At 53.6% G+C, this 15,317-nt stretch carries 13 protein-coding genes; 11 read left to right on the forward strand and 2 right to left on the reverse strand.

Features of this window, described 5'->3' with window-relative positions; all coding sequences use genetic code 11:
* Positions 1–161 precede the first annotated feature (161 nt).
* Together CJP72_RS15310 and aldA are read left to right on the forward strand one after the other, a co-directional pair.
* On the forward strand, positions 162–962 hold the full coding sequence (locus CJP72_RS15310) for a YdcF family protein (protein ID WP_162382215.1): 801 nt from the start codon (positions 162–164) through the stop codon (positions 960–962).
* A 203-nt stretch (positions 963–1,165) separates the two neighbouring features.
* A complete protein-coding gene (aldA, locus tag CJP72_RS15315; RefSeq protein ID WP_162382216.1) occupies positions 1,166–2,605 on the forward strand; it encodes an aldehyde dehydrogenase in 1,440 nt (479 codons plus the stop codon).
* 62 nt (positions 2,606–2,667) lie between these two features.
* Here aldA and gap read toward each other — a convergent pair whose 3' ends face one another.
* Positions 2,668–3,669, reverse strand: a complete 1,002-nt coding sequence (gene gap / locus CJP72_RS15320) for a type I glyceraldehyde-3-phosphate dehydrogenase (protein WP_162382217.1) — start codon at positions 3,667–3,669, stop codon at positions 2,668–2,670.
* Between the two features lie 191 nt (positions 3,670–3,860).
* On the opposite strand from gap, the gene cybB reads away from it, so the two are divergent.
* The 5 genes from cybB to CJP72_RS15345 all read left to right on the forward strand — a co-directional run bounded on the left by cybB (position 3,861) and on the right by CJP72_RS15345 (position 8,438).
* Positions 3,861–4,391, forward strand: coding sequence for a cytochrome b561 (gene cybB, locus CJP72_RS15325; RefSeq protein ID WP_162382218.1), 531 nt, complete (start codon positions 3,861–3,863; stop codon positions 4,389–4,391).
* Between the two features lie 390 nt (positions 4,392–4,781).
* Positions 4,782–4,994, forward strand: coding sequence for a hypothetical protein (locus tag CJP72_RS15330; protein ID WP_162382219.1), 213 nt, complete (start codon positions 4,782–4,784; stop codon positions 4,992–4,994).
* Positions 4,995–5,175: 181 nt separating this feature from the next.
* Positions 5,176–5,451 carry a metal/formaldehyde-sensitive transcriptional repressor gene (locus CJP72_RS15335; protein WP_003833178.1) on the forward strand — a complete coding sequence of 92 codons (276 nt, stop codon included), beginning with the start codon at positions 5,176–5,178 and terminating at the stop codon, positions 5,449–5,451.
* A 32-nt stretch (positions 5,452–5,483) separates the two neighbouring features.
* Positions 5,484–6,602, forward strand: coding sequence for an S-(hydroxymethyl)glutathione dehydrogenase/class III alcohol dehydrogenase (locus CJP72_RS15340; protein WP_162382220.1), 1,119 nt, complete (start codon positions 5,484–5,486; stop codon positions 6,600–6,602).
* 168 nt (positions 6,603–6,770) lie between these two features.
* Entirely contained in the window at positions 6,771–8,438 is a 1,668-nt protein-coding gene (locus CJP72_RS15345; protein WP_162382282.1) for a methyl-accepting chemotaxis protein, read from the forward strand.
* Positions 8,439–8,518: 80 nt separating this feature from the next.
* Here CJP72_RS15345 and CJP72_RS15350 read toward each other — a convergent pair whose 3' ends face one another.
* Positions 8,519–9,442 carry a LysR substrate-binding domain-containing protein gene (locus CJP72_RS15350; RefSeq protein WP_162382221.1) on the reverse strand — a complete coding sequence of 308 codons (924 nt, stop codon included), beginning with the start codon at positions 9,440–9,442 and terminating at the stop codon, positions 8,519–8,521.
* Positions 9,443–9,737: 295 nt separating this feature from the next.
* On the opposite strand from CJP72_RS15350, the gene hglS reads away from it, so the two are divergent.
* The 4 genes from hglS to CJP72_RS15370 all read left to right on the forward strand — a co-directional run bounded on the left by hglS (position 9,738) and on the right by CJP72_RS15370 (position 14,819).
* A complete protein-coding gene (gene hglS / locus CJP72_RS15355) occupies positions 9,738–11,081 on the forward strand; it encodes a 2-oxoadipate dioxygenase/decarboxylase HglS (RefSeq protein WP_162382222.1) in 1,344 nt (447 codons plus the stop codon).
* 48 nt (positions 11,082–11,129) lie between these two features.
* Positions 11,130–12,638 (forward strand): carboxylesterase/lipase family protein, encoded by a 1,509-nt coding sequence (locus CJP72_RS15360; protein WP_162382223.1) that lies wholly within the window; start codon positions 11,130–11,132, stop codon positions 12,636–12,638.
* A 231-nt stretch (positions 12,639–12,869) separates the two neighbouring features.
* Positions 12,870–14,528: a glucan biosynthesis protein D gene (locus CJP72_RS15365; RefSeq protein ID WP_162382224.1), complete on the forward strand. Its 1,659-nt coding sequence runs from the start codon at positions 12,870–12,872 to the stop codon at positions 14,526–14,528.
* Between the two features lie 180 nt (positions 14,529–14,708).
* Positions 14,709–14,819 carry an arylsulfatase gene (locus CJP72_RS15370; RefSeq protein WP_162382225.1) on the forward strand — a complete coding sequence of 37 codons (111 nt, stop codon included), beginning with the start codon at positions 14,709–14,711 and terminating at the stop codon, positions 14,817–14,819.
* Positions 14,820–15,317: the final 498 nt, after the last annotated feature.

Consider the following 15,317-nt stretch of genomic DNA (forward strand, 5'->3'; position numbering starts at 1 on the left):
TGACAGGATAATCTCCAGGTGCAACCGCGACTTTTTTAGTTATTTCTTGTTATTTCACAGAGATGCTAAAAAATGCTGAAATTCAACAGGCCGTCTTTCAGAGTGATCCGCTATTTTCGCGAAGTGAGTTCGGTACCCTGCAGAGAACAATGAAGAGGATCATGAGCATGCGTCAATTCCCGCCACTGACTGAAGTGACGTTACAGGCAGTGAACACCGTCGGCCTTTGGCTGGCGCAAAACGATTTCTCCGCTGAGGAACCCTTTCAGGCTGACTGCGTTGTCCTGGCGGGAAATGCCGTTATCCCGACCATCGATGCGGCCTGCAAAATAGCAAAAGAGCAGCGTATCCCGCTGCTGATAAGCGGAGGCATTGGCCACTCGACGTCGTTTCTCTATTCGGCGGTTGCAGAACACCCGCGTTATCACACGATACGTACCACCGGGCGGGCAGAAGCGGCGATTCTGGCCGACATTGCCAGTCAGTTTTGGCAAATTCCTGGCGAATCCATTTGGGTGGAAGACCAGTCAACAAACTGCGGAGAGAACGCGCGTTTCAGCTGCGCTTTAATCCGTCAGGCGCCCGTGACCATTAACACGGCCATTGTGGTGCAGGACCCCACCATGCAGCGACGCACGCTGGCGACGTTCCGGCGTGTGACGCGGGATGACCCGGATGCCCCGCGTTGGCTGAGCTTTCCGGGTTTTACGCCGGAGTTGCGTCATCAGGAAAAGGGGGTTGATTTCACGAATGCGGCGCAAGGGGTGTGGCCCGTTGAGCGTTACCTGTCATTAATTGCGGGCGAACTCCCGCGGGTACGTGATAATGAGGCCGGTTACGGACCGCGTGGACGAGATTTTATTGTCCACATTGACATTCCCGATGAGGTTGAGGCGGCCTGGCAGATCCTGCAAAACGATAATGTGCTCAATGATGCAATAGCAAGCCGCTCCCTGCGTTAACCGCTCATGTTTGCCCGTTTGCGCCAATTTATCCGCAAACGGGCATGATTTTTCTGCGCTATTCTCCTTTCTGTGCCCCTTTCGGGGCGATTTTTATGAACAACTTCACAAAGTCGATAACCTGACGGCGGCATGTGCTCATGATTGATATTAATTAACAATGATTTTACTTGTTAAAAACAAATCAATTACAGGAGCAGCGCATGTCAGCACCCGTACAACACCCGATGTATATCAATGGCCAGTTTGTGAGCTGGCAGGGAACGTCATGGATTGATGTGGTTAATCCTGCAACGGAAGAACTGATTTCCCGCATTCCCGATGGCAGCGCAGAAGAGGCGCGCCAGGCCATTGAGGCGGCGGAGCGCGCGCAGCCTGCCTGGGAGGCATTGCCCGCCATTGAACGGGCGGGATGGTTAAGAAAACTGGCGGCGGGTATCCGCGAGCGCGCAGAAGAGATCGGCGCCTTGATCGTTGCGGAAGGCGGCAAAATCCAACAACTGGCGCAGGTGGAAGTCGCCTTTACGGCGGATTACATCGACTATATGGCGGAGTGGGCGCGCCGCTACGAAGGCGAAATCCTGCAAAGCGACCGTCCGGGTGAAAATATTTTGCTGTTCAAACGCGCCCTTGGCGTAACCACCGGGATCCTACCGTGGAATTTCCCGTTCTTTTTGATTGCCCGCAAGCTGGCACCGGCGCTGCTGACCGGAAATACTATCGTCATTAAACCCAGCGAGTTCACCCCCAATAATGCCATTGCTTTTGCGCAAATTGTGCATGATGTCGGGTTGCCTGCTGGCGTCTTTAACCTGGTGTTAGGGCGGGGTGAAACCGTGGGACAGGAGCTGGCGGGCAACCCGAAAGTGGCCATGGTGAGCATGACCGGAAGCATTACGGCGGGTGAGAAAATCATGACGGCGGCGGCGAAAAATATCACCAAAGTGTGCCTGGAACTGGGCGGTAAAGCGCCTGCGATTGTGATGGACGATGCGGATTTGGATCTGGCCGTTAAAGCGATTGTCGATTCACGGGTGATCAACAGCGGGCAGGTCTGTAACTGCGCGGAACGCGTCTATGTGCAAAAAGGGATCTACGATCGCTTTGTCAATCGATTGGGCGAGGCGATGAAAGCAGTACAGTTTGGCGATCCGGCACAGCGGGATGATATCGCGATGGGACCCTTGATTAATGCGGCGGCGCTGGCTCGGGTAGAGCAAAAAGTGGCGAGAGCGGTACAAGAAGGGGCCAGAGTGGTACTGGGCGGCAAAGCGGTTGAGGGGAAAGGCTACTATTATCCGCCGACTCTGTTGCTGGATGTGCGCCAGGAGATGGCCATCATGCACGAAGAAACATTTGGGCCTGTGCTGCCTGTCGTGGCGTTTGACACGCTGGAACAGGCGTTGCAGATGGCAAATGACAGCGATTATGGTCTTACGTCCTCTATTTATACGCAGAATTTGAGCGTTGCTATGCGGGCTATCAAAGGGCTGAAGTTTGGTGAAACCTACATTAACCGCGAAAACTTTGAAGCCATGCAGGGCTTTCATGCCGGGTGGCGAAAATCGGGTATTGGCGGGGCCGACGGGAAACACGGGTTGAATGAGTACCTGCAAACGCAGGTCGTCTATCTACAGTCCTAATTGGCGAGCAGAAACGGGCGGGTCGGGTGAGCGTGAACGCTGCCCGACCCGCCTCTCATTATTTAAAGTTTGACGAATTTCTCCAGGGTACGGATCAGTTGGGTGACGAATCCGTATTCGTTATCGTACCAGGCGACCGTTTTCACCAGCTGCAAATCACCCACCTCGGTGATTTCCGTTTGTGTGGCGTCAAACACCGAACCAAAGTGAGAGCCGATAACGTCGGATGAGACGATTTCTTCATCGGTGTAGCCAAAGGATTCATTATTCGCCGTCGCCTTTTTCAGCGCGTTGTTAACCTCTTCAGCGGTCACTTTTGTACCCAAAATTGAGACCAATTCCGTCACTGAACCTGTTTTTACAGGTACACGCTGAGCGTGGCCTTTCAGTTTACCGCTCAATTCCGGTATCACCAGGCCAATCGCTTTTGCCGCACCCGTGGTATGGGGGATGATATTTTCCGCGGCCGCCCGCGATGCGCGCAGATCCTTGCCACGCGGGCCATCGACCAGCGATTGCGTGCCGGTATAGGCGTGAATGGTGGTCATGGTGCCGACCTGAATACCGAAGTTGTCATGCAACGCTTTTGCCATCGGCGCGAGGCAGTTGGTGGTGCAGGAGGCGACAGAGACAATCTGGTCGCTGGCTGTCAGCGTCTCATCATTGACGTTAAAGACAATGGTTTTCATCTCACCCGCAGGCGCTGAGATCAGCACTTTTTTAGCACCGGCGTCGAGGTGCGCACGGGCTTTATCTGCGGAGGTATAAAAACCGGTACACTCAATGATGTACTCCGCACCAGTGGTTTTCCAGGGAATGTTTTTAGCCTCTTTTTCTGCGTAAACGGCAATTTTCTTGCCGTCGACAATCAGCGAATCCTCAGTGAAATCAACACTCCAGGGGAACGGTCCGTAGTTAGAGTCATGCTTTAACAGATAAGCGAGTATTTTGGGGGAGGTGAGATCGTTGATCGCCACCACATCCACATGGCTTTTCACTTCCAGCAGACGTCGCAGGACCAGACGACCAATACGACCAAAACCGTTAATGCCAATCTTACTCATGATTTTCTCCTGTCAGGATCCGGCAATACGCCACATTTTTTCCCTACCAGGCTTAGTCCACTCTGCCATTGCCAGCAACCACCATTCCTGCGACTCCCCGTAACCGATTGAAAACGGGGGAACAAAAGTTAATGAATTTTTAACAAAAGATCGCTATGTTGGCGCTTTATTGTTTTTATTCAGGAATTGTTATGGGCAATAAGTATTCTGGCCTGCAAATTGGCATTCATTGGCTGGTCTTTTTACTGGTGATCGGCGCCTACTGCGCCATGGAATTACGTGGGTTTGCGCCTCAAAGTTATCGTCCGTGGTTCAATATGGTCCACGTTTCGTGCGGGATCTCAATTCTCATACTGATGGTGACGCGTCTGTTAGTCCGGCTTAAGTATCCTGCGCCGCCGATCGTGCCAAAACCGAAGCCAATGATGACCGGTCTTGCCCACCTTGGCCATTTGGTTATCTACCTGCTGTTTATCGTTCTGCCGATCATCGGTTTGCTGATGATTTACAACCGGGGAAATCCCTGGATTGCATTCGGGATTGTGATGCCACATGCCGCTGAAGCCCATTTTGAACTCGCGGATACACTGAAATCCTGGCATGTCACGCTGGCAAACCTGGGCTACTTTGTGATTGCGCTGCATGCTGGCGCCGCGCTGATGCACCACTATTTCTGGAAAGACAATACGCTGTTGCGCATGATGCCGCGTAAACGTTCCTGACATCACGCATCGCCGCGCCTTGCGTAACACCGTTCCGTAAAGCCAATGAATGAGGGGAAACACCGGGATTTGGTTCCCGGAGGGACGCCAAACCCGGTGGTCGCCCCGGATATCACGGTCTTAAACTCACGGTGTTACATATTTACGGGTTTTTACTTTGAACGGGGAAGAGAAAGCACCTGCGTCTAACCAGACCCGTACGCAGGTGAAAAAAACGGGTCTACATCGGAAGCGGGCATTATATATATTTGTATGACAAATATAAACGAGTTTATTAGCGTGCTGCCAGACGCGCTACACGCGATCTCTCTCCCTTTATCAGACGCCTGAACATGGATAAAGCCTGTTCTGCGAACTACGCTTAAAAGGTTATAGATATCGGGAGGGGTTATGCTGACTCACTCTGAAGCCCGACGCTGGGCGACGCTCATGCTGAAATCGGCGCTGTGTGATGGTATGAAGGGGGATGAGATTTGCAGACAAGTGCATCTGGTTTGTGACAAACACGGAAAAGAGTGCCTTGAAGAGCTTATCGAAGAGATTTTGATTGAAGCAGGACGCATTGGGCCGCAACACAGTACCGGAGAATACCGGCATCATTAAACCACCGCCAGGCGATACGCTGCCTGCGTGAAAGAAACCCCGAAACCAGGCCGCCTGACGATTCGGGGTTTTGTGTGTTTCTCCCGCTGTATCATTCACATTAACTATTCATTCACCACATCATTGTTTTACAGCCGCTATCATACATTGCTACTATACCCCCCTATAGTATGGAGGGCGTATGCCACATTCCCCTGAAGATAAAAAACGTATTCTTACTCGTGTTCGTCGCATTCGCGGGCAGGTCGATGCGCTGGAGCGGGCGCTGGAGTCCGGCGAGCCGTGCCTGGCCATTCTGCAACAAATCGCGGCGGTGCGTGGGGCATCTAACGGCCTGATGGGCGAAATGGTCGAGATCCACCTGAAAGATGAACTGGTCAGCGGCGAAACCACGCCGGACCAGCGTGCGGTGCGCATGGCCGAGATCGGCCATCTGCTTCGCGCTTATCTAAAATAAAGACATCACCTGACGATAAAGGGAAGAGACACATGAAATCACGTGCAGCAGTTGCATTTGGCCCCGGCCAGCCGCTAAAAATTGTTGAGATTGACGTCGCGCCGCCAAAAAAAGGTGAGGTGCTGGTGAAAATCACCCATACCGGGGTTTGCCATACCGACGCGTTTACGCTTTCTGGTGATGATCCGGAAGGGGTGTTCCCTGCGGTGCTGGGACACGAAGGCGGCGGGATCGTCGTCGAGGTTGGCGAAGGGGTGACCAGTCTGAAACCCGGCGACCACGTTATTCCTCTGTACACGGCAGAATGCGGTGAGTGTAAATTCTGTAAGTCAGGTAAAACGAACTTGTGTCAGGCCGTTCGCGCCACGCAGGGGAAAGGTCTGATGCCGGACGGCACCACCCGTTTCTCCTATAACGGTGAACCCATTTATCACTATATGGGCACCAGTACCTTCAGTGAGTACACGGTCTGCGCCGAGATTTCACTGGCGAAAGTGAACCCGCAGGCACCGCTGGATAAAGTGTGTCTGCTGGGCTGTGGCGTGACGACCGGTATCGGCGCGGTGCATAACACCGCAAAAGTGAAAGAGGGCGACACCGTAGCCGTATTCGGTCTGGGCGGCATTGGTCTGGCGGTTATTCAGGGGGCGGTACAGGCAAAAGCCGGTCGCATTCTGGCTATCGATACCAATCCGGAAAAATTCAAACTCGCCGCTGAGATGGGCGCGACTGACTTTATCAACCCGAACGATCATGACAAGCCGGTTCAGGATGTGATTGTTGCGCTGACCGACGGTGGCGTCGACTTTAGCTTCGAGTGCATTGGTAACGTCAATGTGATGCGCGCCGCGCTGGAGTGCTGCCACAAGGGATGGGGCGAGAGCATTATTATCGGCGTAGCGGGGGCGGGTCAGGAGATCAAAACGCGTCCCTTCCAGTTAGTGACCGGGCGCGTCTGGCGTGGTTCAGCATTTGGCGGCGTTAAAGGACGTTCGCAGTTGCCGGGAATGGTGGAAGAGGCCATGAGCGGGAAAATTCAACTGGATCCGTTCATTACCCACCGCTTGCCGCTGGAACAGATTAATGAGGCGTTCGATCTTATGCATCAGGGCAAATCTATTCGCACTGTTATCCATTTCGGCGATAACTAAGCACTCCGCCAGCGGTCTCTGCCGCTGGCACTTTCCTGAATTTTCCGGAATGAATTGTTCTGAAATGTGACGAATACGGCGCTTTTCAGGGTAAGCAATTGTCGGGAGATGCCGATGATTCTCTTACGGGCGTTTTTTGCGCATTCACCTATAAGAGAGTCGACGGTCATGGACAATACATCATCGATGCAGGCACCACATAAGCTGGGCTTTTTGCATCATATCCGGCTGGTTCCGCTGTTTTCCTCCATTCTCGGTGGCATCCTGCTTTTGTTCGCGCTCAGTTCAGGGCTGGCAGGCTATTTTCTGTTGCAGGCAGACCGCGACCAACGCGATGTGACAGATGAAATACAGGTGCGCATGGGGCTATCCAATAGTGCTGACCACCTGCGGACCGCACGCATCAGTCTGATCCATGCTGGCGCCGCCAGCCGTATTGCTGAAATGGCGGACATGAAAGCGAACATCAATGAGGCGGAAAAACGCATCAAACTGGCGCAGGATGGGTTTAACGCCTGGATGGCCCGAGCGGTGAAAACGCCGGCGGATGAAGCGCTGGACGACGCGTTGCGCGCCCGTTTTACTGCCTATATCGACGGTTTGCAGCCGATGCTGAAATACGCCAGAAATGGCATGTTTGAAGCCATCATCAACCATGAAAACGAACAGGCGCGCTCGCTGGACAACGCGTATAACACCACCTTGCAAAACGCGGTCGAACTGCGCACGGAACGGGCAAGCCGGCTGAGTGCTCAGGCGCACCAGCGTAGCCAACTGGGGCTGATGTTTATGATTGGTGCATTTGCGCTGGCGCTGGTATTAACCCTGATGACATTTATCGTGCTACGCCGCACGGTGATTCAGCCATTGCAACGTGCCGCCCGACGTATCGAACAGATCGCCGCTGGCGATTTAACCTTGCAGGATGAACCTACCGGAGGCAGTGAAATTGGTCGCCTGAGCCGTCACCTGCAAAAAATGCAGCATGCGCTGGTCCGGACCGTTGGCACGGTTCGCCAGGGGACGGAAGAGATCTATCGCGGCACCAGTGAAATTTCGGCAGGTAACACCGACCTCTCTTCACGCACGGAACAACAGGCTGCGGCGATCGAACAGACGGCTGCCAGTATGGAGGAGTTAACCGCCACCGTGAAACAAAATGCCGATAACGCGCACCATGCCAGCAAACTGGCGGAAGACGCGTCTGATAAAGCCAGTCGGGGCGGTCAGATGGTTTCTGGCGTGGTGAAAACGATGGGGAATATCTCCTCCAGTTCGAAGAAGATTTCCGAAATCACGGCGGTTATCAACAGTATTGCCTTCCAGACCAATATCCTGGCGTTGAATGCCGCCGTGGAGGCTGCACGCGCGGGCGAACAGGGGCGCGGATTTGCCGTGGTCGCCAGTGAAGTCCGCACCCTTGCCAGTCGCAGTGCGCAAGCGGCGAAAGAGATTGAAGGGCTGATCAGCGAGTCGGTCAGACTTACCGATCAGGGGGCGGGCGAAGTGGTGGCCGCGGGCGAAACGATGACGGAGATTGTTGAGGCAGTTAAACGCGTTACCGATATTATGCTGAACATCGCCGCCGCGTCGGATGAGCAGAGCCGGGGTATTGTGCAGGTCAGCCAGGCCATTTCAGAGATGGATAAAGTGACGCAGCAAAACGCGTCGTTGGTTGAAGAGGCGTCTGCTGCGGCCGCCTCTCTGGAAGCGCAGGCCGCCAGATTAACCGACGCCGTAGGGGCGTTTCGTTTGCAGGCCACAAGCCGGGGAAAAAGCGCGCCGGGGCGGCATTTACTACAGCCTGCCACCGCCCATAACCGGGAAACGTTCTGAACTACAGGCCGGGAATGACCCGGCCTGATTGTCTTCTCATTACTGACCGGGTATCCAGCACGGGACGGTAATACGAGGCGTCAGAGTGGCATGGATTTGCGGATCGTTGAAATCAGCGTTTGCGCCGCAGAGGAAAGGGACGTATCGACGCGAGTGAGGATCCCGATAGGCTCACCGGCTCCCTGAGACGGAATCGGCAGCGATACCAGCGTCGCCTGACGTAAATCGTCCCTGACTGCGCCGGAAGGCACAAACCAAACGTAATCGTAATCGACGGTAAGCTGGCGCGAGAGGGATGCTGAAAGTGTTTCAATACAACCGGAGGGCATTTTGCAGCCCTGGCTGTGCAGCAAGGCTTCGGCGCTCTGCCGGGGGACGGTTCCTTTGGGGGAGACCACCACCGGCCAGTCCGTCACGCGACTCAGCGTCACCGTTTCCTGCAACAACGGGTGGTTGGGGCGCACAACCAGTTTCAGGGATTCGAGAAACAATAACTCATAATTGAGCCCGCTCATCAATTCCGGGTCGGACATTCGGCCAATCCCCAGATCGATCTCTCCCGACTTCAAACCCGCCAGCAACATGGGATTGTTCATGGTCGCCACTTGCAGGGTCGTCTCTTTTTGTTGCTGATGAAATTGTCCGATAACGGCGGGGAGGATCCCCAGTGCGGCGGTGGGCAGGGCGCCAACGCGCACCACATCATGATTGAGTCCTTCCTTGCGGTTCAGCGCCTGTCCTGCGGTGTTTAGCGCATCAAGCACTTTCACTGCATGAGTAAGAAACTGCTCGCCAGGCAGCGTGAGTTGCGCACCGAGGCGTCCACGCTCAAAAAGACGGGTTCCGGTCAATTGCTCCAGCTCGTTAAGCGTTTTGGAGAGCGCCGGTTGACTCAGGTTAAGGGTTTCAGCCGCGCGCCCCAGTGTTCCTTGTTGGGCGACGGCTACGAAAGTATGAAGATGGCGCAAGCGAATGCGCTGACTGAACAAACCATTTTTTTCCATAATAGATGTTAAAAACAAAGCAGTGTTGGTGACAAGTAAAGTTATTAATTTTTGATAACCTGTTAGCAAATTATTATTAACATTTAAGGCATTTAAGTTACAACTGTTTTGTTTTGCTTATGTTTTGTACTGCTCTGTACGGGGTTTACCAAACCGCTGCGCGTCAGACATCTGAGAGGAGGGCGTAAGCGCGGGTGGCAACGAATTCAGGCGAGATCACACTTCGTAAATTCTTCCCCCCAGAGTGAATAGCGTTTTCTACACTCCAGGTAATATTCACTGGAGGCATGACATTATGGCGAACACCATCACGGCAGATGAGATTCGGGAACACTTTTCGCAGGCAATGTCAGCAATGTACCAGCAGGAAGTGCCGCAATACGGCACATTGCTGGAACTTGTCGCTGACGTGAATCTATCCGTACTGGAGAATAACCCGACACTGCATGAAAAACTGGCCAATGCCGATGAACTGGCGCGGCTGAACGTGGAGCGCCACGGCGCGATTCGGGTAGGGACCGCACAGGAGCTTTCCACACTGCGCAGGATGTTCGCCATTATGGGGATGTATCCTGTGAGTTATTACGATCTTTCTCAGGCGGGCGTCCCTGTGCATTCCACCGCTTTTCGCCCGATTGATGATGCTTCGCTCTCCCGCAATCCTTTCCGCGTCTTCACCTCGTTGTTGCGACTCGAGCTTATCGAGAACGAAGAACTCAGAAAGCGGGCGGCAGAGATTCTGGCGAAACGCGATATTTTTACCCCGCGTTGCCGTGAGCTTTTGGATGAATTTGATACGCAGGGCGGTTTTACCCTTGCGCAGGCGCGGGAATTTGTTCAGGAAGCGCTGGAGACCTTTCGCTGGCATCGCCATGCCACGGTCGATGAGGCGACATACCATGCGCTGCACAATGAACACCGCCTGATTGCTGATGTGGTGTGTTTCCCCGGCTGCCATATTAATCACCTGACGCCGCGTACGCTGGACATCGACAGGGTGCAATCCATGATGCCGGAGTGCGGAATTGAACCCAAAATTTTGATTGAAGGCCCGCCGCGCCGCGACGTGCCGATTCTGTTGCGCCAGACCAGTTTTAAAGCACTGGAAGAACCGGTGCTGTTTGCCGGCGAAATGCAGGGAACCCATTCGGCGAGGTTTGGTGAAATCGAACAGCGCGGGGTGGCGCTAACCCCGAAAGGCCGTGAGCTGTATGACTCGCTGCTGCAACAGGCCGGGACCGGTAAAGATAATCTCACGCACCAGCTTCATTTGCAGGATGTGTTCAAAGTGTTTCCCGATAGCGAATTTCTTCTGCGCCAGCAAGGACTGGCCTGGTTTCGCTATCGCCTGACCCCATCAGGTGAAGCGCATCGTCAGGCGATCCATGCGGGGGATGATCCGCAACCGCTGATTGAGCGCGGGTGGGTGGTGGCGCAACCCATTACGTACGAAGATTTTCTGCCGGTGAGTGCGGCGGGGATTTTTCAGTCAAATCTCGGCAATGAAACGCAGGCACGCAGCCACGGCAATGCCAGCCGTGACGCCTTTGAGCAGGCATTGGGTTGTCCGGTCCATGATGAGTTTGTGTTGTACCAGCAGGCGGAAGAACGCAGTAAGCGGCGTTGCGGCCTGCTCTGAACACGGTATCCTGTTGGGATGTGAAAGACGTGGTATCAGGATATTGTCATGAAAATCCCCTCCCTCCCGCTGGCAAACACGCAGCAGGGTAACATTATGGGTGTCGTGCAAGGCGACATCCATCTCTGGCGTGGGATCCCCTATGCGGCGCCGCCGACAGGCGAGCTGCGCTGGCGTGCGCCGCAACCTGCGCCTGCGTGGCAAGGCGTCCGCCAGGCGAACACCTTCTCCTGTGCAAGCTGGCAGGATATTGAATATTGCAAAGCGCTTGGCGGCGGTGACCCTGGGCGTTTTTCGGAAGATTGTCTCTATTTGAATATCTGGTCCCCGGCGACACGTTCCCGGCCATTACCCGTCATGGTGTGGCTGCACGGTGGGGGCTACACCATCGGTTCCGGGTGTCTGCCGCCTTACGATGGCGAAGCGTTGGCAAAACGAGAGGTGGTGGTCGTCACGCTCAATTACCGCCTCGGTCATCTCGGCTTTTTTGCGCATCCGGCGCTGGAGGGCGAAGAGGGCGAATGTCTGAACAATTTTGCCTTGCTTGACCAGATTGCAGCGCTGCGTTGGGTACAGGACAACATCGCCGCGTTTGGAGGCGATGCGCACAATGTCACCTTGTTTGGGGAATCAGCTGGCGCGCGCAGCGTCCTCTCATTAATGGCCTCACCGCGCGCCAAAGGGCTTTTTCACAAAGCCATCATTCAGAGCGGGTATACGTTGCCCGATACGCCACGCGAAACGGCGCTCGAAAAAGGCGTCGCCGTGGCCGCGCACTTTGGTCTGCACAACGCCACCGCCGAACAGTTACGGGCGATCCCGGCAGATGCGTTTTGGTCGCTCGGTGCGCCGTTGAAAATAGCCCCGACGCCGATTTCTGGCGATGCAGTGCTCCCGGAACCGATGCTCGACATCATTTTTGCTGGAAAACAGCATCCGATGCCGGTACTGATTGGCTCAAACAGCGATGAAGCCAGCGTGATGGCGGTGTTTGGCGTGGATCTCGCCGGGCAAATCGAAAAGTTGCGCCGGGAGCGTCGGCTGGGCCTGGGGCTTATCAAACTGTTGTATCCCGGTGTGAAAGGGGATGAAGAACTGGGACGCCAGGTGTGTCGTGATATGGCGTTCACCACGCTGGGATACGTGGTCATGCAAGCGCAGCAGCGGGTCGGCGAACCCTGCTGGCGATACTGGTTCGATTATGTTGCACAAAGCGAGCATGCCACCTATGCCAAAGGGGCATGGCACGGTAATGAAGTGCCTTATGTCTTTGATACGCTGATGCTGGCGGAACCGTCGCGCTATTATGCTAATGACAACGATCGGGCGTTTGCGTCGCAGGTGGCGGATTATTGGGTAAGTTTTGCTTATCACGCCAGTCGCACCTGTGATGTTTTGCACGGCCCGGTACGCTGGCCTGCCTCCGTTCAGGGGCGCGATCGCCTGTTACGGATAGGGCTGAACAAATTTGCTGGTTTTAAGGTGGAAAACCGTTTTATGCGGGCGCGGATGTCACTGTTTAAGCGGGTGATGAAACATCATGTCAGTCTGGATTAACGCCGATTAACCTGTTTCAACCCTGTAATAACCCTGTGCTAACTTTACATTGGAATCAGTCTGTTCCGATCGACATAAAATATTTTCATTTTTGTACAGATTATCGGCGGGCAACAATTGGATTATTAATCGATTTTGTCTAGAGTGAGCGCTCAGAAACGTGCACTCTCTTGCTGCTGTTACGTACCAGCGCGGGACCATTCACACGACCAGAAGGACTCACTTTCAGGTATGGATCGTAGACGATTTATTCAAGGTTCAATGGCAATGGCCGCCGTATGCGGTACCAGTGGTATTGCATCTCTCTTTTCTCGCGCCGCGTTTGCTGCCGAATCCGACATTGCTGATGGTCAAACCGTCCGTTTTGACTTCTCTGTTCTGCAATCTATGGCACACGATTTGGCGGAGAAACCGTGGGGCGGAGCGCCGCGCGCGCTGCCTGACACGCTGGCGAAACTGACGCCGCAGGCGTACAACAGCATCCAGTATGATGCTGAACAGTCGCTGTGGAATAACGTTGAAGGTCGCGAACTCGATGTGCAGTTCTTCCATGTCGGGATGGGATTCCGTCGTCGCGTGCGGATGTTCTCCGTGGATGCGGGAACGCATCAGGCGCGTGAGATCCACTTCCGCCCGGAACTGTTCAAATACAACGATGCAGGCGTCGACACAAAACAACTGGAAGGGCAGACCGACCTTGGATTTGCCGGTTTCCGCGCGTTTAAGGCTCCGGAACTGGCGCGTCGCGATATTGTGTCGTTCCTCGGCGCCAGCTATTTCCGCGCCGTTGATGACACCTACCAGTATGGTTTGTCTGCGCGTGGTCTGGCAGTTGATACCTACGCGGACAAAAAAGAAGAGTTTCCTGATTTCACGGCATTCTGGTTTGAAACCGCGAAGCCGGGCGACACCACGTTTACGGTGTACGCGCTGTTAGACAGCCCAAGCGTCACAGGTGCCTATAAGTTTGTGATCCATTGTGAGAAGACGCAGGTGATCATGGATGTGGAAAATCACATCTATGCCCGTAAAGACATTCAGCAACTGGGCATTGCGCCAATGACCAGTATGTTCAGCTGCGGCAATAACGAACGCCGTATGTGCGACACCATTCACCCGCAAATCCACGATTCCGATCGCCTGGCAATGTGGCGCGGCAACGGTGAATGGGTTTGTCGTCCGTTGAATAACCCGCAAAAACTGCAGTTCAATGCCTATACCGACAACAACCCAAAAGGGTTTGGTCTGTTGCAGCTTGATCGTGATTTTACCCACTATCAGGACATCATGGGCTGGTATAACAAACGCCCAAGCCTGTGGGTCGAGCCGCGTAATCAATGGGGCAAGGGCACGATCGGTCTGATGGAGATCCCGACGACCGGAGAAACACTGGATAACATCGTCTGCTTCTGGCAACCGGAAAAAGCGATTAAAGCCGGTGACGAACTGGCGTTCAAATACCGTTTGTACTGGAGCGCGCAACCGCCTGTACGTTCGCCGTTGGCGCGCGTGATGGCAACCCGTACCGGTATGGGCGGTTTCCCGGAAGGCTGGGCGCCGGGCGAGCATTATCCGGAGAAATGGTGTCGTCGTTTTGCCATTGATTTCGTCGGCGGCGATCTGAAAGCGGCGGCGCCGAAGGGCATTGAGCCGGTGATTACGCTCTCCAGCGGTGAAGCGAAACAGATCGAAATTCTCTATGTTGAGCCGTTCGACGGCTATCGCATTCAGTTTGACTGGTACCCCACCTCGGACTCTACCGATCCGGTGGATATGCGCCTGTTCTTGCGCTGTCAGGGTGATGCAATCAGCGAAACCTGGCTGTATCACTATTTCCCGCCAGCGCCGGACAAACGTCAGTATGTTGACGATCGCATAATGCGCGAATAACGTTTATCACGGCTCTTCCTCCGGGAGGAGCCGTTTTTACATTTCCCGCCGTTGACGTTTGTACACGATTTAAACCCGATCCCGTTCGCATTCTTCCCTGAGTACAGCGATTCTGTGCCGGAATTTCCATTACCTCCGCTTGAGCCGGCTCCAGCGCATCCAGGTTAATCAACGGTGCGGATGGACTGCATCTACCAGCAGTATCCTGGATATTCTCGCTTTGCGAAATGGATGGCGCGACTGGCCCTGGGGATTATTGATGACGTTATCGAGGTTCCGAAAGAACAATAAAAAGGCCGCCTTATATTGGTGTCTTCCCGATGACAATTCCAATCCAGTTTGCCATCCTGGCATTTAAATACCGTACTCGTAACGATATTTACGCCAAAACATTCATAAACAAGAACGTCCATAACGGATAATTTATGCGTAACCGTTGTTATGCATTACCTGAGAATAAACTTACCCGCTCAGTTATTAATTATTCATCGCATTTATTTCATTTGTCGAGAACATATGTCTAATGAAGAAAAATACTCCTGAATGTGTTTTCATTATTTTAATGGTGCTTAAGGATCATTTTACTGTTTTTGATTCACTCGTCGATTTCCGTATACCGACATGAATATTTATTGCTGCGATCGCACTATTTTATTGATAACTATTTATCCCTAAAAAAGCACGTAGTGCTCAATTTGAAATCTAAATTCATGCTAACGCATTTTTGTGCAAGTCAAGCTGTTTATGCCGAAAAATGATTATTTATTGCGATTTTGATCTATTTGTCAG

Source organism: Citrobacter sp. NCU1, from assembly GCF_010231475.1.
Taxonomy (GTDB): Bacteria; Pseudomonadota; Gammaproteobacteria; order Enterobacterales; family Enterobacteriaceae; genus Citrobacter_D.

Excerpts from the sequence above, each read along its gene's own strand:
- CJP72_RS15335 (WP_003833178.1), top strand. The coding sequence starts at position 5,176 with ATGCCACATTCCCCTGAAGATAAAAAACGTATTCTTACTCGTGTTCGT.
- gap (WP_162382217.1), bottom strand. The coding sequence starts at position 3,669 with ATGAGTAAGATTGGCATTAACGGTTTTGGTCGTATTGGTCGTCTGGTC.
- CJP72_RS15365 (WP_162382224.1), top strand. The coding sequence starts at position 12,870 with ATGGATCGTAGACGATTTATTCAAGGTTCAATGGCAATGGCCGCCGTA.
- CJP72_RS15370 (WP_162382225.1), top strand. The coding sequence starts at position 14,709 with ATGGACTGCATCTACCAGCAGTATCCTGGATATTCTCGCTTTGCGAAA.
- CJP72_RS15310 (WP_162382215.1), top strand. The coding sequence starts at position 162 with ATGAGCATGCGTCAATTCCCGCCACTGACTGAAGTGACGTTACAGGCA.
- CJP72_RS15340 (WP_162382220.1), top strand. The coding sequence starts at position 5,484 with ATGAAATCACGTGCAGCAGTTGCATTTGGCCCCGGCCAGCCGCTAAAA.
- CJP72_RS15360 (WP_162382223.1), top strand. The coding sequence starts at position 11,130 with ATGAAAATCCCCTCCCTCCCGCTGGCAAACACGCAGCAGGGTAACATT.
- hglS (WP_162382222.1), top strand. The coding sequence starts at position 9,738 with ATGGCGAACACCATCACGGCAGATGAGATTCGGGAACACTTTTCGCAG.
- cybB (WP_162382218.1), top strand. The coding sequence starts at position 3,861 with ATGGGCAATAAGTATTCTGGCCTGCAAATTGGCATTCATTGGCTGGTC.
- aldA (WP_162382216.1), top strand. The coding sequence starts at position 1,166 with ATGTCAGCACCCGTACAACACCCGATGTATATCAATGGCCAGTTTGTG.
- CJP72_RS15345 (WP_162382282.1), top strand. The coding sequence starts at position 6,771 with ATGGACAATACATCATCGATGCAGGCACCACATAAGCTGGGCTTTTTG.
- CJP72_RS15350 (WP_162382221.1), bottom strand. The coding sequence starts at position 9,442 with ATGGAAAAAAATGGTTTGTTCAGTCAGCGCATTCGCTTGCGCCATCTT.
- CJP72_RS15330 (WP_162382219.1), top strand. The coding sequence starts at position 4,782 with ATGCTGACTCACTCTGAAGCCCGACGCTGGGCGACGCTCATGCTGAAA.